This is a genomic window from Salicibibacter cibi (assembly GCF_016495865.1).
GTDB lineage: Bacteria > Bacillota > Bacilli > Bacillales > Marinococcaceae > Salicibibacter > Salicibibacter cibi.
Genome location: NZ_CP054706.1, coordinates 1,032,498 through 1,052,138, shown reverse-complemented (window position 1 = coordinate 1,052,138; position 19,641 = coordinate 1,032,498). Strand labels below are relative to the sequence as shown.

General features: G+C 41.4%; 15 protein-coding genes and 1 pseudogene. 9 read left to right on the top strand and 7 right to left on the bottom strand.

Translation table 11 applies throughout. The features are described from left to right. Nucleotides 1-50 precede the first annotated feature (50 nt). On the bottom strand, nt 51-1,253 hold the full coding sequence (locus tag HUG20_RS05275) for a M20 metallopeptidase family protein (RefSeq protein ID WP_200088862.1): 1,203 nt from the start codon (nt 1,251-1,253) through the stop codon (nt 51-53). Nucleotides 1,254-2,505: 1,252 nt separating this feature from the next. Here HUG20_RS05275 and HUG20_RS05270 point away from each other — a divergent pair. Continuing rightward, a complete protein-coding gene (locus tag HUG20_RS05270) occupies nt 2,506-2,805 on the top strand; it encodes a hypothetical protein (protein WP_200088860.1) in 300 nt (99 codons plus the stop codon). 306 nt (nt 2,806-3,111) lie between these two features. Here the strand turns inward: HUG20_RS05270 and HUG20_RS05265 are convergent, their stop codons facing one another. From HUG20_RS05265 to HUG20_RS05250, 4 genes and pseudogenes are all read right to left on the bottom strand, one after another. Beyond that, nucleotides 3,112-4,443 (bottom strand): serine hydroxymethyltransferase, encoded by a 1,332-nt coding sequence (locus tag HUG20_RS05265; protein ID WP_200088858.1) that lies wholly within the window; start codon nt 4,441-4,443, stop codon nt 3,112-3,114. Continuing rightward, a pseudogene (locus tag HUG20_RS05260) lies at nt 4,440-5,103 on the bottom strand (GntR family transcriptional regulator). Before HUG20_RS05260 ends, HUG20_RS05265 begins: the two are co-directional and overlap by 4 nt. Before the next feature lie 501 nt (nt 5,104-5,604). After that, complete coding sequence (locus tag HUG20_RS05255) at nt 5,605-6,987, bottom strand: M20/M25/M40 family metallo-hydrolase (RefSeq protein ID WP_200088857.1); 1,383 nt, start codon at nt 6,985-6,987, stop codon at nt 5,605-5,607. A 119-nt stretch (nt 6,988-7,106) separates the two neighbouring features. Further along, nucleotides 7,107-8,585: a YfcC family protein gene (locus HUG20_RS05250; protein WP_246476547.1), complete on the bottom strand. Its 1,479-nt coding sequence runs from the start codon at nt 8,583-8,585 to the stop codon at nt 7,107-7,109. A gap of 1,573 nt (nt 8,586-10,158) precedes the next feature. Between HUG20_RS05250 and madL the strand changes: the two genes are divergently transcribed. From madL to HUG20_RS05210, 8 genes are all read left to right on the top strand, one after another. After that, entirely contained in the window at nt 10,159-10,479 is a 321-nt protein-coding gene (madL, locus tag HUG20_RS05245; protein WP_343073200.1) for a malonate transporter subunit MadL, read from the top strand. Nucleotides 10,480-10,549: 70 nt separating this feature from the next. Next, nucleotides 10,550-11,317, top strand: coding sequence for a malonate transporter subunit MadM (gene madM / locus HUG20_RS05240; protein WP_200088854.1), 768 nt, complete (start codon nt 10,550-10,552; stop codon nt 11,315-11,317). A gap of 60 nt (nt 11,318-11,377) precedes the next feature. Then, the gene (locus HUG20_RS05235) at nt 11,378-12,295 is read left to right on the top strand and encodes an ACP S-malonyltransferase (RefSeq protein ID WP_200088852.1); all 918 of its coding nucleotides are present in this window, start codon (nt 11,378-11,380) and stop codon (nt 12,293-12,295) included. Nucleotides 12,296-12,297: 2 nt separating this feature from the next. Continuing rightward, a complete protein-coding gene (gene mdcA, locus HUG20_RS05230) occupies nt 12,298-13,950 on the top strand; it encodes a malonate decarboxylase subunit alpha (RefSeq protein WP_200088850.1) in 1,653 nt (550 codons plus the stop codon). Next, complete coding sequence (locus HUG20_RS05225; protein WP_246476546.1) at nt 13,947-14,810, top strand: triphosphoribosyl-dephospho-CoA synthase; 864 nt, start codon at nt 13,947-13,949, stop codon at nt 14,808-14,810. The genes mdcA and HUG20_RS05225 overlap by 4 nt, the downstream gene beginning before the upstream one ends. A 2-nt stretch (nt 14,811-14,812) precedes the next feature. Then, nucleotides 14,813-15,112, top strand: coding sequence for a malonate decarboxylase subunit delta (locus tag HUG20_RS05220; RefSeq protein WP_200088841.1), 300 nt, complete (start codon nt 14,813-14,815; stop codon nt 15,110-15,112). Continuing rightward, on the top strand, nt 15,105-16,790 hold the full coding sequence (gene mdcD / locus HUG20_RS05215; RefSeq protein WP_200088834.1) for a biotin-independent malonate decarboxylase subunit beta: 1,686 nt from the start codon (nt 15,105-15,107) through the stop codon (nt 16,788-16,790). Before HUG20_RS05220 ends, mdcD begins: the two co-directional genes overlap by 8 nt. Before the next feature lie 82 nt (nt 16,791-16,872). Beyond that, entirely contained in the window at nt 16,873-17,505 is a 633-nt protein-coding gene (locus tag HUG20_RS05210) for a GntR family transcriptional regulator (RefSeq protein ID WP_246476545.1), read from the top strand. A gap of 46 nt (nt 17,506-17,551) precedes the next feature. Here the strand turns inward: HUG20_RS05210 and HUG20_RS05205 are convergent, their stop codons facing one another. Both HUG20_RS05205 and rlmD read right to left on the bottom strand, forming a co-directional pair. Beyond that, a complete protein-coding gene (locus HUG20_RS05205; protein WP_246476655.1) occupies nt 17,552-18,160 on the bottom strand; it encodes a malonate decarboxylase holo-ACP synthase in 609 nt (202 codons plus the stop codon). A gap of 9 nt (nt 18,161-18,169) precedes the next feature. Beyond that, nucleotides 18,170-19,564: a 23S rRNA (uracil(1939)-C(5))-methyltransferase RlmD gene (gene rlmD / locus HUG20_RS05200; RefSeq protein ID WP_200088827.1), complete on the bottom strand. Its 1,395-nt coding sequence runs from the start codon at nt 19,562-19,564 to the stop codon at nt 18,170-18,172. Between the last annotated feature and the right edge of the window lie 77 nt (nt 19,565-19,641).

The window sequence follows — 19,641 nt, the reverse complement described above, 5'->3', positions numbered from 1 at the left end:
TTTTTTACAGAATTTCATAGGTATCAGTAATCTATTATAATCTATTAGTTTTACTCCTTTTTTGGCGGAACGTTTTTTTCCTTTTCTAAATAATTTAACACTATTCCAATAAATAATTTGCCTATATAAAGCATCGATTCTTCTAGTACATTAAATTTTGGATGGTGGTGTGGATAAACATCTCCATAATCCTCCATTGCCCCTCCAACCCAGAAGAATGTGCCTGGCGCCTCTTTCACATAATAAGCAAAGTCTTCCATTCCCATTTTAGGTGGATTGCGTTTGACGTTTTCCTTTCCATATAGTTCTGTTGCAGTTTGTTCTATACGATCTGTTTCTTCTGGATTGTTGACTACAGCCGGATACCCTCTAACATAATTGCAGGTTGCTGTGGCTCCAAATGTGTCGCTAGTAGAAACTGCAATTTTTTTAATTGATTCTTCCACCCAATCTCTTATGTTTGGATCAAAGGTTCGGACTGTTCCTTTAATAGTTGCTTTGTCCGGAATGACATTAAAACTATCTCCACCTTGAAAAGAAGTTACTGATACGACAGCTGATTGTAATGGATCTATTTGCCGGCTAACAATTTGTTGTAAGTTAAGCATCATTTGGCTTCCGACAATCAGTGGGTCCACAGTTAAATGTGGGGTGGCAGCATGTCCGCCTTTTCCAGATATCTCAATTTCAAATGTATCCCCATTTGCCATCATATTTCCATCTCTTACATCGACAACACCAAGCGGATCTGATGAGCTTACATGTGCACCATATACAACATCAACACCATCCATTGCACCATCTTCAATCATGAATTTGGCGCCACCTGGAATGACTTCCTCAGCGAATTGATGAATAAATACAATTGTTCCTGCCAGGGAGTCACGGTTTTCACTCAATACTTTTGCTACCCCAAGAAGACCTGCAGTATGGATATCATGGCCACATGCATGCATAACACCTGGGATTTGTGATTTATATTCCACGTCTTTTTCATCCTGAATCGGCAACGCATCAAAGTCTGCACGTAAAGCAATGGTTTTCCCAAGTTTAGTACCTTTTAAAATGCCAACTACACCGCGTCCGCCAACACCAGTTCTAACTTCCAATCCTAAATTTGTTAGAAAGTCTGCAACCTTTTTCGGTGTGTGTACTTCTGTATGGGATAGTTCAGGGAACTTGTGTAAGTCCCTTCTAAATGCGACTAAGTCTGGATAGATTTCTTCCAATCTCGTAAATAATTCTTCCTTCACAAAAATCCTTCCTTTCAAAAATGAGAGTTAACTATAATATATAACGTAAACCTATTCAACCTGAAGTGGAGGGATAGGTTCTGCTGTGAGAAATGCGTCCATGACACTTATTGACTTTGTATGCTTCAACAGAAACGATTACTCATTCTGAGCTAATGGGATAATCATAAAAATCAATATGTTATAGACATATTCTGAAAATTGGATTGTATTACTTCAGCGTCGCATCCTTTTCGCGTGATCAGTCCTCATTAGATAAAGCCGATTCACTACCGATCATACTAGCTTCTTGTCCGGCTACAGAAGCTCATAACCCCAATCTTCCTTACCGGTTTAATTTTATTGCTCGTCCATCTCAAATCCGAGTAAATACCATTTTAAATACCATTTTTTTTATTAGATCTTTTAATTGTTTATTATTTAATTGTGGGAAAAGATGATAATTTACTTTTTTCCATTTTTATTTAATATAGAAATAACCTCGGAGTGCTAGGAAGTTTCAGACATAAGTGCCATGCATTTATCCCTCCATTAATAATATCTGGACAATGAAGAGTTCTAGCAGAAAAAATAACCCTTTCTGGCGAAGGTGTGCTGATATCCTAACCTGTCAGAAAGGAGATCAAATCGCTGAAAGGGTTATAGTGGAAGTGTACCCTATTTTCACGCGATTGACCATACACATGCTAAAATATATGAATGCTATCCTTTGTGAATGTCGTGAGTGCTTTTCCCAGGAAAAAACCTGTCATTGGTTCGTCACCATACATCATAGGTTTCATACTACGTTCGGATCATTTGGGCGTTACCTCTGTCATGCGCGATCTCTTGCTACCTGCTCATCGTTACGATACGCTGATTCATTTCTTTCGCTCCTCCGCATGGTCGTTGGAATCTCTGCGACGGAAGTGGCTTGAGGTGGTCAAACGTTTCGCTCCCCTCTTCACCTCAATGGACGAGTCGTCCTTGTAGGCGATGGGATGAAACAGGGCAAGGAAGCCCGTCACATACCCGCCGTTAAGAAACTCCATCAGGAGTCCGAGAACTCCTCCAAAGCCGCGTACATTTTTGGTCATTTATTTGAGGGGGCGTCGGCGTTCTCATGGGGACCCAGAAAAATGGTTCTGTTTACCGTTGTTCATGAACCTCCAAGATGGCGTGAAGACTATTTTCGGCTGGAATAACGCCTCATCAGAGCGGCAAGATACACATGTCGTGCAAATGATTGAACAAGGGTTTCGCGGCTACCCAAATGTTCAATAAGGCTCTGCTATTTTTGGATCGCTATTTTCTGAGTATCCCTGCGCTGAAACGGTTGAACCAGTTGAATCCGTTGAATCAGCCCAGTAACACCCATATGCATATCGTGACAAAAGCAAAAACGAATGCGGTTGCCTATGAACATCCGCCCGCCCGAAAAGGAGGGCGGGGGCGTCCGCGGAAGAAGGACTCTGTCGTCAAGTTGAAAGAGCTATTCCAAACTCACGCATCCGAGTTTGAAACCGCGACCGTAACCCTGTACGGCAAGGAAGAAATGGTTCACTATCTATGACTGAATTTGCTGGGGGGGCAAAGGACTCTATCAAGAACTAAGCTTTGTCTTGGTGACCTATCACAGGCAGTGCTATTCTGGGCAGCACCGACCGGACGATTGCGCCAACAGATATATTCACCTTTAGGACATCGCTTCAAAATCGAATGTAAGTTCCGTGAGTTGAAGCAGGACATTGGTGGATTTGGTTACCAGTTCTGGAGCAAAGCCATCCCAAACTACAGCGGTATCTGAAAAAGGATGACCCTCTCCTTTTCAAGAGAATCTTAAAATTTTAAATGAAATCAGCATGCGCACCATTTTTCATCAAAAACAATAATGAATTTTTTGGAATGATGTGGTCATATCAAGGACTTTTAATTTTACATTTTCAGGTGTTTCTCTGTTATTAAGGAGCTGATCGATGTAATCAGCAATCATTTCCATTTCTGGTTCTTTCATGCCTTTTCTTGTAATTTCCGTTGTTCCGATTCTGAGACCGTTTGGATAATCCCAGTCTTCGGGGCGGTCGCCAGGTATGAGATTTTTATTTGTTATAATATTGGCTTCCGCCAGCTTATTGGCTACTTCGTAGCCACCCCCGAACCTTTTTACATCGAGAATAACTTGATGGGTTTCCGTGAAGTCTTTATCGGAACCGAGTACGGAAATTCCTCTTTGGTGAAGCGCATTTCCGAGAGCCTTGGCGTTTGTAACAATTTGTTCCATATAATCTTTTCCAAATGCCAGGAATTCGGCGCAAGACACCGCTAAAGCGGCAACGCGATTGACTTGATGCGTAGCTGCAAGGGTAGGGAAAATCGTATCGGTAAATGGTTTCGTAAGATTAACATCATCCCAGACCATAATCCCGCTTTGTGGACCGCTAAACGTTTTCCCTGCAGATCCGGTCATCACATCTGCGCCTTCATTTAAAGGATCTTGAAACTTCCCTCCGGCAATAAGCCCTAATTGGTGGGCACCGTCAAAGAAAATTTTTCCTTCCCATTCGCTAACAATCTCTTTCATTTGTTTGAGAGGGAAAGGAAATAAGGTCATGGAAGCCCCTAGCGATACAACTTTTGGTTTTTTTTCTCGTGCTTTTGCCGCAAATTTATCGAGATCAACTTCGAGTTCAACTGGGTCCATCGGAACGTCTGTAACTTTCAATCCTCGAACACCCGCAGGTCCATCGTTGCGGTTGCTCGAATGCCCACCGAACGGTTGAGACAATGTCATAATGTCGTCACCCGGTTCTGTTAATGCTGTGTAAACGGCCATATTGCCAATCATGCTTGCCACTAGCCGGTGGTCGGCATAATTTGAGTCAAATACTTTTTTTAACAGTTCAATGCACAAGGATTCAATTTCATCAATGTATTTTGTCCCGGCAAACCACCGTTGTTGGCTCCCGATATGCCCCTCTGCTGCTCGTGTTCCCACTTCGGCTGATAACAATCTGCGAACAGCCGGGCTTGTAGGGGCTTCCGGAGCGAGGAGATTCAAACACTCTTGTCCTCTCCAGATGGCATTTCGCTCCACAGCATTAATAACTTCCTGCTGAACTAACTGTTCAGATGGACTTCCTTCAATTATTTCTTTCGCCCAGTTTAAAACTTTTGTATCGTGCACTTCATAATTTGTTTCTACCATACTCATAATCTTTTCCCTCCCGCTTTTTTAGTAAGTACTTGACCAAGACTGAGCCAATTTCCTTTTATTAACTCGGATCAATCCTTTTCATTTCCTCTAAAGACCGCTCCAATAATCTCATTATGCTGGTTAACCGATTCCAAACCCTTCAGAGAACCAAACTTAGCAAATTCAAGACGCCTTATTTTGAAGGATACACTCTAAAGCCACACAAATTTCTTTTTTTCTCGACTCTTTTAAAAATACATCGTGAAAACCATCATCGGCTTGAACCGCTTCAGCAACATTTTTATCCTTTATTGCTTGATCCAACGTAGTATTGTAATCTTCAAGCAATTTAATATCTTTTTCTTGCATATAAGGTATAGCTAGTCGTGTAGCCAGTGCATGCAGTTCGGCAACTACAATAAACGCTTGTTTCACCTCCTCAATGTTTAATGGAGTTGCTCGGGTAAAAGATCCTGGCATCGACTGAACAAGCCCCTCGTCCTCTAATTTCTTTAAAGCTTCTCGAACCGGAGTCCGACTTGTTCCAAAACTCGAGGCAAGCTCTTGATCTCGTATGCGAACCTCCGGACTGAGATCCAAGGTAACAATGGCTTCTTTAAGAGCGTGATATACCTGCATTCTCACAGGAACACGATGGAGATGTGTAATGTTTTTCATAAAACCAGTATATGGTTTGCCCCCAAAAAGATAGGTCTTTTTAAAATACGTCCTTAAAAACACAGTATATTGAATTGTTTTGGATTTGCCGTATTGAACACTACATGTTGTGCCATAAATGACTGGCTGACCTTTTTGGGTGAGAACCAGTATATTGGTTTATGCATTAATTATCAAATGTTATGAATTATTTTTTTATAAATAACCTTGAACATATTTTCTGGTGACAAAATATAGATATCATGTGTTACATGGAGATTGCCCAACAGCGACACGAATAAAGAAGGCGTCAGTCACACAAAAAAACGACATCAGAATTTCTGAACTTATGATCTTTTTAAGATTAGTTTTCATTTCTACTTTTGAGGCTTTTTTTGAACTGACTATTGTCCCTTTATGTCTTCACTTGAACCCTCCGCTGCCTTCTATTTCCTAGAATTAAAGTTCTTGCAAATCTATTGAATCACAGGCAAAAACGACGTGAAAAAAACAATTTAGAGTTCATGAAATGAGAGTGTTCGAAGATTTCTTCGTGTAGTTTCCAAGATAATTTATTACATGACATGTACAATGTATACCATTAAAGAAGTTTTCAACATTCATATTCTCATTTGGTGAATGGTTAGCTTCGTCAAAATTAGCATAAGGCACTATTACAGATGGCAAACCAAGAATTTTTGTCCAAACGTAATCAGGTAAGCTTCCTCCCAAACTTGGTTGTAAAACAGGTTCTTGATTATACGAATCATGAACAGCTTTCGTAACAACCTCTACTAACTTATTTTCGGTCGATGTTCGAGAAGGTATCATATCGCCCAAGTACTTCACCTCAACATCCGGAGCATATTTTTGCACATGGGAGCAAACCTTCTCGTAAATATCTTTTGGATCTTGGTCCACTACGACACGCATATCCATTTTTACTGTTGCCTCCGATGGTATAATCGTTTTCATTCCTTTTCCACTGTAACCGCTTGTGAAACCCGCTATGTTAAATGTTGGTTTCATGGTCAGTTTATTATAGTAAGTTTCACCGTCCATGTCCAAATCCTTATAACCGATACCTTCCGCAACTTGATTCAAATCAAAAGGCAAATTTTTCATTATTCGTTTTTCTCGTTCACTCGGCTGACGAATATGATCATAAAACCCTTCGATAAGAATATGCCCGTGTTTATCATACATAGTATTTAATAGATTAACCAACCTCCATGCAGGGTTCGGTACAATATTTCCTTTGTTTCCAGCATGATTGTCCCAATTGGCTCCTTTAGTTGTCATTTCAATATAAAGCATGCCACGTACACCAAGCAGAACATAAGGTGCTCCGCTATCATGCATAGGACCATCTGAAGTGTACACAAGATCTGCTTTTAACATATCCTTATTTTTTTCTATAAATGATGCTAAATTTTTACTCCCGTTTTCTTCTTCACCTTCAAAAAGAAATTTTATATTTATTGGCAGGGATCCATAATGATCAAGATAAGTTTTAATAGCCAGTACTTGCGCTAAAAGTTGTCCTTTATTATCCCCTACGCCGCGACAAAATATTTTCCCATCTCGTATTGTTGGCTCAAACGGAGGTGTGAGCCATTCTTCAACAGGGTCGGGCGGTTGAACATCATAATGCCCATATATAAGAAGGGTTAACGCTTCTGGGTCTTGAATCATTTCCCCATAAACAACTGGATACCCGTCGGTTTCCATAAGACTAGTATTTTTAATTCCTGCTTCCTTCATTAACTCTTTTACCAAAAGTGCACATTCTTCAATCCCAATATTTTGAGCACTTATACTCTTTTGTCTTAGTAATGTGAAAAGTTGCTCCAAATACTCCTCGCGGCGACTTGTGATCAGATCACTAATTCCTTTAAAACCCATAATTCCCCTACCTCCCATAAAAATAGTAAACTGCTATAAGCATGTACTGAAAATCTCATGTGAGTAGTGGCTGGCCACTACGCAAAATCCACTCTTTACGCCAGATGATTTATTATGCTTTAGTATGGTCCTAAATTTATTAAATTTGCTATTACAACAAAAATAGCACCCATAATAATCCAAATTATCGTTATTGGTAAAACAAATTTAAGCCATTTAACATATGAAACTTTCGCAATAGCTAGGCATGCCATTAATGTACCGCTTAACGGTGTTATAATATTTGAAACTGCATCCCCCAATTTAAATGTTACAAATGTTGTTTGTCTTGTAGCTTCTAGCATATCGCCTATGGGTACCATGATTGGCATAACAATTGCAGCCTGTCCTGAACCGGAGGTGATAAGTCCATTAAATATAAAATTAAATATATACAGTATCACCATCGATATTACTGCAGGAAAATCACCTAACAAATAAGTAACACTGTTAACAATCGTATCAATAACTTGACCATCTTCCAATAATATAACAACTGCACGTGCCATCCCAACAACTAGAGCTCCGTACATAACCAAATGAGCTCCACTCATAAATTGTCTAACGTACTCATTTGGATTAATTTTTCCAATAAGGGCAATAACGATACCAAGACCAATAAATATAGCCGAAAGTTCATTAATCCCCCAATCAAAATTTAAAGCACCAAATACATAAAAGCCTATAGTCAATAGAAATATAATTAGTATTATCATATGCTTAAGTGTAAACGTTTCTTTTTGATCAATTTTGTCTTCCTCCAAGGAAAGGTGAGAAAAAGGGTTTGCACCCATTAAACTTTTTCCAGGATTATTCCTTACTTTTTTAGCGTATCGTAAAATGTAAAGAATAGTAACAGTGACAAAGGCTACAAAGATAGCAATACGGAACATATAACCTGAAAATAAGGGAAGTTCAGCGATCTGTTGCCCTAGTATTGTAACTGTAGGGTCAAATACACCTCCACTCCACCCTGCATATGCACCGAGAAATGTCATCGCTACTGCTACAACAGGATCTAATTTTAAAGAACGCGCAATCAAAATTCCTATAGGAACAAACGCAATAATTGCATTAACCGTAATTCCTATTGAAGAAATGGTGGCAAATATTAAACAGAATGTTATAATTATCGCGCTAATGTTTCCTTTTGTTTTTTTTATAAGACTATTAATCCCCGCATTTATCGCCCCTGTCGATTCAATTATAGCAACAACTCCACCAACTGTTAAAATTAAAAATATTATATCTGCTGAATCAACAACTCCTCTTGGAATAGCTGAAAATGCATCTAACAAAGTAACTGCATCCGGTTCAGTAAATTGATAACTATTTGGCACTATTTGTGTAATCCCATCTTCCTCTACTCTTTCATAAGCACCTGAGGGTAGAATGTAGGCTGCTATAAACGCTAGCACCAAAAAGCTAAATATAATGACATAAACGTCTGGCACAGCAATTTTTCTTCTTTGTTTTCTTTGTGCATTTTCCTCCTGAGGTTTTTCCTTTCTTATACCCATAATTGATGCACCTGCCCATAAAATTAATTTACTACCCATGATGTGTTTATACAGTGATAGTCATAATAAAGGCATATAAACAAAGACTTCTTCTCCCCAGATAGGATGTGGTTGTAATCCGGTGGTTACAGCGATTCATGGATAATTTCAATTCAGATAACGAGCACCGTAACTAATTGGTTTAATATTAACACCTTTGGTTATTGGATAATTCATCCATAAACTACGGGTTTTGATTAGCTTCTTAAATACAGGTATTTCAGTCCCTGTCTCCTCCACCATCTCTTTTTAATTTAATTTACAATATTTTGCAAATTTATGCTCGTATGTATCCCTATGTTCATTTAATATAAAAGCGTTTACATAATGATGCATACAGTCGACCAAATCGCTGTAAGAGGTTGTTCAATAAGTAGCCTTGCAAACAAAAATAGCTGTAGCGGAGTTCCGTTCATATAGCCAAAAATGGAAATGAAAGGGAAAATCCGGCAATCCATTCTTTTTGCTCGGGTGCGTTTTTATTTTTTCATGAATATTTAGGGGCTTTTTGAACACGCTCTGTAATGAATTATATCATCAGAAATATTCAATATCAACTATAATTTCGAATAAACAGAACTTACGCTTTAAATCCTTAAGGTTTAAATTTCCAGTTAATTAACACTCAAAAACTAAAGTTTTAATCTCACTCAAAGTCTTTTCTTACAAAAATAAACTGCATTTTAGAGTTTGAAGGATGATTTTTTGCAGAAAAAATTCATCCTACCCCTTTTAAACAGTGGCTGGGTTCATCTATTCATGAGTTTCTTGCACCTTTTGAAGTTTTGGGCGATGATTGAGGCATATAACCATTGGACGTACGCGTCCCCCCTGACAGGCAAATCCTCCAATTGATATGCCCGTTTTAAGGCCGAAGGTACGTCAACCTTCAACACCTGCCCGAAAGTTGGAAAGCTCACGATGTATGGTGAGAATGTTCTTACGGAAAAGAACTGACTAACTTTCGAATGTAAGGGTCTAGATTTAGGCTATAGGTGAACCTATAGTCCATCCAACGATGGTGTGTGGTGTGGAGGGAAAATGCGCCATCTGAAACACGCCATACCGGCCAAATGGTGGTATCCAGTTCACAGGCTTTAAGGGGAGCAACTACGTCCAGTACGGAGAGCTAACGTTGTAAGGGACTTGGAAAGTATGGAGCGTTGGCACAAGATCTGTCACTCGAAACGTTTGCTATAAGGCCGAAAAGCATTTATCCTTGTGAGGGTAGAGGTATGATCGAAAAATATTCTGTAATGGAAGTGGAGGAACAGCTCCAAGTCTGTCGAATGGAACGATGGTTTTCCAAGGGGTCATCGCATCGATCGAATAGGAACGTGGGATTTGCCACAGTGCGAGCTTTCAGATAAGAGACTTTCTCAGTGTCGGTCTTATTGTTTGAAGGTAACTCGATCTAATTGGTGAAAAATTTTATCTTTTTGGATGTAAGCCAAAATATTTTTTTGAAATAAATCATTGAATTTTCCCTTTTTTATAAGTATACTTATCACCAAATATTAAGTCGACTGTATACAATTTATTTGGAAACGCTTACTTTAGAGAGGTGATTCCTGTGGTTATTTACGGTGTTGCTTTGCTGTCTATTTGCATGATGATTGGCATTATATTGGGTGATGTTTTAGGGAATGCGATCGGTATAGATGCAAATGTGGGTGGTATAGGGATCGCGATGCTCCTTCTTGTTCTCATCGTCGATGCATTTCGAAAAAGAGAACGTTTAAGCCAACCTACACAAGAGGGACTGTCTTTTTGGAGTGCTATGTATATTCCGATTGTGGTTGCAATGGCTGCTAATCAAAACGTTGCAGGAGCAATAGAGGGGGGCCAGTTGCACTTATCGCTGGAGCAACTGCTGTACTTGCCGGCTATTTAGCTGTCCCAATCCTTAGCAAAATCGGAAAAGGGCAATCACAAACTCATGAACATGGAGAGGACGAAAAGCTATGAGTGATATTCTAATTGATGCATTAATCGATAATGGTTTGATTATGTCATTTGCACTCGTAGGTATAATTATGTTTGTCTCCCATTCCATGGCTCGCTATTTAACACTGGGGTATGTAAATGGTTCATCGATTGCAATTATTCTGGGACTTGTACTGGCTTACATTGGAGGTGTTCAAACCGGTGGTGATAGTGGTTTAGCGGATGTATCTTTATTTTCTGGTATTGGTCTAATGGGCGGGGCTATGATGCGTGACTTTGCTATTGTTGCTACTGCTTTTGGTGCAAGTATGAATGAACTAAAAAAGGCTGGAACAATTGGACTCCTCTCCCTTTTCCTGGGGGTTGCATTATCGTTTGTCATTGGTGTAGTCATTGCACTAATGTTTGGATATACCGATGCAATAAGTTTAACAACAATTGGCGCTGGCACAGTTACTTATATTGTTGGTCCTGTAACGGGTACTGCGATAGGTGCCAGTCCTGAAGTAATTGCTATAAGTTTTGGAGCTGGAATTGTAAAAGCTGTGGTTGCTATGTCTGTGACACCTTTTATAGCTAACTATATTGGTTTAAATAACCCCCGCTCTGCAATGGTTTTCGGAGGGATGATTGGGACAACGAGTGGTGTAGCCGCTGGTTTAGCAGCAGTAGATCCCAGACTTGTCCCTTACGGTGCACTAACAGCAACTTTCTACACAGGTCTTGGTGTGTTATTAGCACCGTCCATCCTATTCTTAATCATGCGAACTATCTTCGGTGCGTAACCCCTAGATTCCTACCCTGTTGACGGTCGACTAAAATATATTAACAAGGGGTGATGCATAGTGGTTGTGTTTTTATTCCCAGGCCAAGGTTCGCAATTTCCTGCTATGTTCGATTTCCTTCCCGATCACCCAAAAATGCAGGAAACCATCGCCCGAGCGAATGCTTTCCTAGGAGAAAATCCCTATAATTGGAGTACGCAAGAGGCTCTTCAGTCCACTCGAAATGTCCAACTCTCCTTGCTTACGATTGGTGTTGGCTGTGCTTACGCCCTTATGGCAGAAGGTCTCCGTCCTAAATATGTAGCTGGCCACTCCGTTGGGGCATTCTCAGCTGCAGTAGCTGCAAACGTTCTTTCTTTCGAAGATGCCCTTAAGATAGTGAAGTATCGGGGAGAAAAAATGGAAGCCTCCTATCCTCATGGATATGGAATGGGGGTCATTCAAGGATTGAGCTTTTATGCAGTTGAGCAATTATTAAGAAAAGAACGTGAAGCCGGGCAAATCATCTATATCGCAAACGAAAATTCGGATAGTCAAATTGCAGTTTCCGGAAAACAGGAAAGTATTGAACACGCATTTATCATTGCTGGTGCGAATGGAGCAAGAAAAGTGCAATGGTTAAATGTCAGTGTCCCTTCTCATACGCCGTTATTTTCAGACCTAGCTAAAGAACTTGACCATGAGTTACGAAAAGTTAACATTACAAGGCCTAGTATCCCTTATGTGGCGAACCACTCAGCGAGGTTGCTCCAGGATGAAGAATTGATACGAGAAGACCTAGCCTTCAACATTGAGGCACCCGTTCGATGGCATAACGGGATGACGATGTTGTATGAACGTGGCATTCGTCAATTTTTACAACTGCCACCGGGGCGTGTGTATACTGAGCTTGTGAATCAAACGTTTGCAGATATACGTGCCCTTTCACTTGCAAACGATGTAACATCCATTACTAACTTTTTTAAAAGGTGTGTATAAAGATGGTTCAAAAATCGAAACGTTCATGGACAACAAGACGCGATGCAAAACGCGAACGCATAAAACAGGCGGAAGCGCTATTGGACGGGAAATATGTCAAAACGAATGACATTACCTATGCTCTAGAGACGTTGATCCATCCAAATGACAAAGTTGTCTTAGAGGGTAACAATCAGAAACAGGCCTCTTTTTTATCTGAAGCACTCTCAGAAGTCAATTCAAACATAATTCATGATTTACACATGATTATGTCCAGTGTATCAAGACCAGAACATCTCGATATTTTTGAAAAAGGCATTGCCAATCGTGTTGATTTTTCATTTGCTGGACCGCAGAGCTTACGTATCTCACAGATGATTGAGGATGGACAAATGCAAATGGGAAATATTCATACGTACTTAGAGTTATACGGTAGGCTTTTCATCGATTTGATCCCTTCGGTCGCACTGATCGCTGCCGATCAGGCTGATGCAGAAGGTAATCTTTATACAGGAGCAAACACTGAAGAAACACCGACGATTGTCGAAGCTACTGCCTTTCGTGAAGGCATAGTTATCGCACAAGTGAATGAGAAAGTCGATGAGTTACCGAGAGTAGACATTCCGTCATCTTGGGTCGATGTTGTCGTTGTTGCCGATCAACCTTATCAACTCGAGGCGCTCTTCACCCGTAATCCCCGTCATATTACAGAGATTCAAATTTTAATGGCAATGATGACGTTGCGTGGCGTTTACGAAAAACACCAAGTACAATCATTAAATCACGGTATAGGCTTTAACACTGCCGCAATTGAATTGCTTCTTCCGACATATGGAGAATCGCTTGGTTTAAGAGGACAAATTTGTAAACATTGGGCCGCTAACCCACACCCCACATTAATCCCTGCCATAGAGAGTGGATGGATTGACAGCATCCACTGCTTCGGCGGTGAACGGGGGATGGAGGGCTATATTGCAGAGCGTCCAGATGTGTTCTTTGTGGGAAAAGATGGATCACTTCGGTCTAACCGCGCATTATGTCAGATGGCAGGGCAATACGCAGTCGATCTTTTTATCGGTTCAACATTGCAAATGGACTATGGAGGAAACTCTTCGACTGTGACTCACGGACGCTTAGCAGGTTTTGGAGGTGCTCCGAATATGGGCCATGATCCAAAAGGAAGACGGCACTCAACGCCTGCGTGGTTGGATATGATGAATCCGGACGATGCGTTAGTTCGAGGAAAAAAACTTGTTGTACAAATGATGGAAACGTATCAACAAGGAAATACGCCTGTATTCACTGAACGTCTCGACGCTGTTGATGTATCCAAAGAGGCTGGATTAGATATACCCCCAGTCATGATCTACGGCGAAGACGTCACTCATCTCGTTACTGAAGAAGGTATTGCTTACCTTTACAAAACGGACAGCATTGCTGAAAGAAAAGAAGCGATTGCAGCTGTTGCAGGAGTGACTCCGATTGGTATGGAACAGACCCTTAAGCAGAAGGAACATCTACGTTCAAAAGGTATTGTCGCTTATCCCCAGGATTTAGAGATTCGTCGATCCGATGCCAAGCGATCTCTACTAGCAGCACAAAATGTCGAAGATCTAATGACTTGGTCTGATGGATTATACGAGCCTCCCGAACAATTCAGGAGCTACTGGCCATGATCTCCATACATTCGATGACATCATTAACCGAAAACTCCGAGAACCAGTTAGCCAAGATACGATCGAAGCAAGCAGTAGACGCTTTACTCATAGAGGCTCAATTAACGCCAAAGCCCGGTCTGGTTGATAGTCTAGATACCGGGACACATAGTGACATGAATCTGGCAATTATAGAGCGTTCTGCTCGATCATTAGAACCAGCATTTTCACAAATGGTAAATGTAGCTCATGATCAAATTCCCTCTCAGAATCTACGCGAAGAAGTTGCAAGGATTGGGCGTGAAGGTGAGAAAAAAATGTTTCGCGCTACTAACGGAGTGAATACTCATACAGGTGCAATATGGGCGATTGGGCTACTAACATCAGCTTCTGTTTTTTTCACTCCTTATAAAAAGAAACCTGGTGATATTTGTCGTCTGGCGGGAAAACTTGCAAGTTACCCGGATGAGCGCTATACCTCTAATGGAGAGACTCATGGAGATCGCGTCAAAAAACATTTTCAAGTCAGTGGCGCTCGCGGGGAAGCAATGAATGGGTTCCCTCATGTTATAAACATCGGGCTACCAACCCTAACAACTGCTCGGGAAAAAGGGTATAGTGAAAACGAAGCACAACTTCATGTCCTCATCGCCATAATGGCTGCTCTTGATGACACATGTATTCTTTACCGAGGAGGGAAAGAAGCATTACAAACGATACAAGTAAACGCCAGTAAAATGATGAAACAAAAAATGGTCAATCACGATGAAATTCAACGTCTCAATGTCAAAATGATTGAACTCGGGGTGTCACCGGGCGGAAGTGCTGATTTATTAGCAGCAACGGTTTTTTTAGATATTATTAAAAATCAAGGAGGGTGACAATGGAACAATTAACATTTTCTTATCAATGTAAAACACCATTACAGGCACGAACACATATCGGAGTTGTTGGTTCAGGGGATTTGGAAATTTTGATGGAGCCAAAGAACGAAGATAAGACCGATGTGATGATCCGCACAGGCACAGAGGGGTTCAAAGAAACCTGGGCAGCTGTATTGGATCGTTTTTTTGCGTACCACGACCTTGCCGCTGCGATTGAAATTAATGACTTCGGAGCAACACCCGGTGTCGTCCAACTCCGTTTAGAACAAGCGTGGGAGGCGAGTAAACAAAATGGATAATCTACAAACAAAAATCAGTTTCGTAGAAGCTGACGCGAGAGAAAGAGCAAAGCAATTGCTCGATTCAGATTCATTTCACGAATTTCTCGGGCCGTTTGATCGTTTTACTTCTCCTCATTTAGAAAAACAAGGGATTGTTCCTCAAAGTGACGACGGTGTCATTGTCGCAAAAGGAACAATCGATAGAGAACCGTCTGTTGTGATATCGATCGAAAGTGCCTTTCAGGGCGGTGGCATTGGGGAAATCTCAGGTGCGAAAATTGCAGCTGCTTTAGAGCTGACTTTAAAAGATAATAAGAATAACATTAAGACACATCCTGTTATTATTCTTGACACTGGTGGTGTTCGCCTTCAGGAAGCGAATTACGGGTTGTTAGCCATTGCTGAAATACAAACTGCTGTTATTGAGCTAAGGTCTTATGTCCCGGTTATAGGCGTAATCCCTGGTAAGATTGGCAGTTTTGGCGGGATGTCTATCACCGCCGGTTTATTTAGTACACTGATTATGACGGCTGAAGGACGACTTGGTTTAAACGGACCCGAAGTCATTGAACAAGAAGCAGGAATTACTGAGTTGGATAGTAGGAATCGACCATTGATTTGGGGGAGCATTGGCGGTTATCAGCGTGTGGCTACTTCACTGGCGGATGTGCTCGTTGAAGATGACTGCGCACAAATTACGGCTGCCGTCCAAAAGGCTCTTACAGAAGTGCCATCAAAACCGAAAGCTGAACAAATCGAACGTTTTCGAATCATACTCAATTATTTAAACCCTAATGAATATATTTCACCGTCTTATTTTAGAGAACTCACTTCTTCATCACACTCATTGCTCGAAACAAAGGGGCAAAAACCTAACCCAAAGATCAGAAATCGGGCGCAGCAATGGTTTTATGCTCTGACTTCACTGAAACCTAAAACTAAAGTTACACCTACAGTTTGGAGCGGGGACACCAAACTTGGGAGCGACATGGCTCGCTTTATTTCAATTGGTCCTGATCCTGAGCATCGATTCCCCCGGGTTCGAGAAGGAGAGGTTGGCTTGGAAGAAGGATGGGCCGTCGCCCATTCGGTCAGTGAAGTCGTGAAAGCTGATGAAGAGAATGAAGTGCGTCGTCCCATCATCGCACTCGTTGATGTTCCTAGTCAGGCCTATGGATATGTGGAAGAACTATCGGGATTGCACCAAGCATGCGCTGCAGCTGTCAATGCGTATGCGAAAGCACGTTTAGCAGGACACCCCGTCATTTCACTCTTGGTGGGAAAAGCAATATCTGGCGCGTTTCTCACCCACGGTCTGCAAGCCAATCGTTTAATCGCGCTGAACGATGAAAAAGTCAATGTCCATGTAATGTCAAAAGGTTCAGCCGCGAGAATAACTCGACGATCTATCGAGGAATTGGAGCAAATCACAGAAAATATTCCTGCCATGGCTTATGACATTCAATCTTTTCAAACCCTCGGAGCTTTACACGAAGTCATTGGAAAGGTAGACGCTGATAACCCTACTGAAGAAAATATAAAACTCATTCGTCAAAAACTGAAAGATACAATTGCCAATATACGTACCAAAGGGGACACTGACTTAAGAATTAGGCTTGATTCATCGCTAGCCCGCCGCGGACGTGCCGCTTCCCATCAAGTAAGAGACATGATGCAAAAACAATGGTATGTATAAAGGAAAAGACTCTTAATAGAGTCTTTTTTTCATCACTGTGATAAAATTAATATAGAATGGAGTCATGACTGGGGGCAACAATGTGGAACATTCGATCAATAAGGACGCACTTTCTCATCAAATCGTGGATAATATAACCGAACAAATTATCTCCGGTGAGCTCAAACCCGGAGATAAGCTTGTGGAAAAAAACTATGCAGATGCCTACGGAATAAGTCGTGCGCCTATTCGAGACGCTCTCTATATTTTGAAGTTAGAGGGACTTGTAGAAAAAATGCCTAGGAAAGGCGCGATAGTGCGTGAATATACGCAGACTGAGATTTTTGATCTTTTAGAGATCAGGAACTTTTTAGAATCACTGGCGATGAATCGAATTGCTACTTTTGGCATCAATGATCATATTTTAAAACAGATGAATGAAAAGCTTGAAGATATGCAAAGTGAGCAGAATCCCGTTAAATACTCAAAGCTCAATCATTTATTTCACCAATCCATTATTGATATGAGTAAAAGTCAAATGATTCAAGATATGTACCGTCGTCTTGGTATACCATTATTAATGATACAAACCGCTTCTTTTTCCAAGGAGGGAAATATAGATAAATCTGTGGAAGAGCATCGTTTACTTGTTTCCTACTTATATAACGATAAATTAACTAATGCACATCAGCTGCTTGAACGGCATAACGCTGATGTTCTAGAAGGCTATAGGTGAAATTGCTTCGTATTTTCCGTTGAACACACATAAGAAATCCATTATCTTACCCTATACTCCACGGATCGTTTACAAGAAGTGGGCCATTTGTTGATTTGAGCATCACTTCTTTTCCTTTTGCCCACTCTCTAAGGGAAAAAGATCCACGTGATACTTTCACCTGTGTATCCACGTACATCGGAAAAAAATCCATTTTCTCGACCAAGGTTTGGGCTTCTTTTATTCCTAATGGTTTATGTGGGTCGATCACAATGTCAAAATCACTTTCTGCGTTCATTATTATTTGTCTAGATGCTATTTCATAACCTGCGCTTCCGGCTGGCCCCCAATTTAACTTTTGATCGAACAATGATTGTATTTTTTGAAATGTTACCCTTGCTTGAGGAAGATATAGGTATTCAGAACCCAGCTGTAGCAAATCAGAGGGGCGATAAAGAATTTTCACGCTCTGGGGTGATACATATGTTGCAAAACGCTCCCTTCTTTTGCAACCACGTACTCCAACTGGTATATTATTTGCAAATGTCTTCGCTCTTCTTACAACGACAATTGGTGCAGTATCCAAGGATGTTTTCACCCACATTGGGATTGGTTCATTTTTTTTAGTCTGTAGATCTTTCCAACTGGATATTACTAATAGGTCATGAGGCTCCATGGCAAACACCTATCTTTCTTTTATTTTACGCACCAACCGCGTCACACACTCGATGTGTGTCGTCTGCGGAAACATATCGACGGGTTGCACTTCTTGCACTTCATAACCGCCATCCGAAAGAATGCCGAGATCACGGGCTAGCGTTGCCGGGTTGCAGGAAACGTAAATGATGCGCTCAGGTTTCATTTCGATCATCGTCTGCAAGAGTTTTTCGTCACAACCTTTACGCGGGGGATCGACGACGATGACATCGGCTTCAACCCCAAGAGCTGCCCGCCACCAAGGCACGACTTCTTCCGCTTTTCCGACCGAAAATTCAACATTTGGGAAGTGGTTAAGTTTTGCGTTTTTACGCGCGTCACTGATCGCTTCCCCGATGACTTCGACTCCATAAACCTTCCTTGCTTCTTCAGCTAAAAACAACGAAATTGAGCCAATGCCACAATAGGCGTCGATGACTGTTTCATTTCCGCGCAATCCTGCGAATTGGCGTACTTTCTCATATAAAACTTCCGTTTGGACCGGATTCACTTGAAAAAAAGACCGGGGAGATAGGGCAAAACGCAGTTTGCCGATGCGTTCTTCAATATATTTTTCTCCCCAAAGAATTTCCGTACGCTCACCATAGACCACATTTGTTTTTTTCTTATTTATGTTTTGCACGATGGAATGAATGCCGGACACTTCACTGCGTATGGCTTCGACCAATTTCTTCTTATGGGGTAATTCTTCACCATTCGTAACGAGCATCACCATCGTCTCTCCGCTCAAACGTCCGTTACGGGCGACGATATGGCGAATGACACCGCGGCCGCTTGCTTCATCATAAGGTTCTATCTCGTAACGCTTTAGGATGTTTTTCACGACTTGTATCGCCGCGTCATTTTGATCGCCTTGAATCAAGCAGTGATCCATATCGACAATGTGATGGGAGCGTTTGGCAAAAAAACCGGCGATGAGCTCCCCGTCCCGCTCAGCCACCGGCACTTGCGCTTTATTGCGATACGCCCATGGCTCGTTCATTCCGATCGTTTCCTGGACGGGGATATCTTCTCTGCCCATATATTTATGGAGTGCATTTATGACTTGTTCACGTTTTAATGACAGTTGCGCTTCCTGATCCATGTGTTGCAACTGGCAACCGCCGCACCAATGATAAATCGGGCAGGGCGGGTCGACGCGGTGTGTGCTTGTCGTATGTCTCTCCATTAGACGCCCGAATCCAAAGTTTTTCCCCGTCTTTACGACTTTAACGTCTGCCTTTTCCCCTGGTAGGGCATCAGGGACGAATAACGGATACCCATCTACTTTCGCCACGCCAGCACCTTCATGAGTGAGATCTTGAAACGTGACCTCGAGCCGCTCATTTTTTTGTACGGGCAAGTGCGTTCGTTTTTTAGTCATGTGTATTCCCTCTAACGTGATTGATCGTAACTATGTATCGTACAGAACAGCTACAAATAAATAAAGAAGCAACGAAG

What these genes read in the sequence shown, in the direction of transcription:
- HUG20_RS05270 (WP_200088860.1), top strand. Translation starts at nt 2,506, where the DNA reads ATGTTCAATAAGGCTCTGCTATTTTTGGATCGCTATTTTCTGAGTATC.
- madM (WP_200088854.1), top strand. Translation starts at nt 10,550, where the DNA reads ATGAGTGATATTCTAATTGATGCATTAATCGATAATGGTTTGATTATG.
- HUG20_RS05250 (WP_246476547.1), bottom strand. Translation starts at nt 8,585, where the DNA reads ATGGGTAGTAAATTAATTTTATGGGCAGGTGCATCAATTATGGGTATA.
- HUG20_RS05265 (WP_200088858.1), bottom strand. Translation starts at nt 4,443, where the DNA reads ATGAGTATGGTAGAAACAAATTATGAAGTGCACGATACAAAAGTTTTA.
- mdcA (WP_200088850.1), top strand. Translation starts at nt 12,298, where the DNA reads ATGGTTCAAAAATCGAAACGTTCATGGACAACAAGACGCGATGCAAAA.
- HUG20_RS05225 (WP_246476546.1), top strand. Translation starts at nt 13,947, where the DNA reads ATGATCTCCATACATTCGATGACATCATTAACCGAAAACTCCGAGAAC.
- HUG20_RS05220 (WP_200088841.1), top strand. Translation starts at nt 14,813, where the DNA reads ATGGAACAATTAACATTTTCTTATCAATGTAAAACACCATTACAGGCA.
- rlmD (WP_200088827.1), bottom strand. Translation starts at nt 19,564, where the DNA reads ATGACTAAAAAACGAACGCACTTGCCCGTACAAAAAAATGAGCGGCTC.
- mdcD (WP_200088834.1), top strand. Translation starts at nt 15,105, where the DNA reads ATGGATAATCTACAAACAAAAATCAGTTTCGTAGAAGCTGACGCGAGA.
- HUG20_RS05255 (WP_200088857.1), bottom strand. Translation starts at nt 6,987, where the DNA reads ATGGGTTTTAAAGGAATTAGTGATCTGATCACAAGTCGCCGCGAGGAG.
- HUG20_RS05205 (WP_246476655.1), bottom strand. Translation starts at nt 18,160, where the DNA reads ATGGAGCCTCATGACCTATTAGTAATATCCAGTTGGAAAGATCTACAG.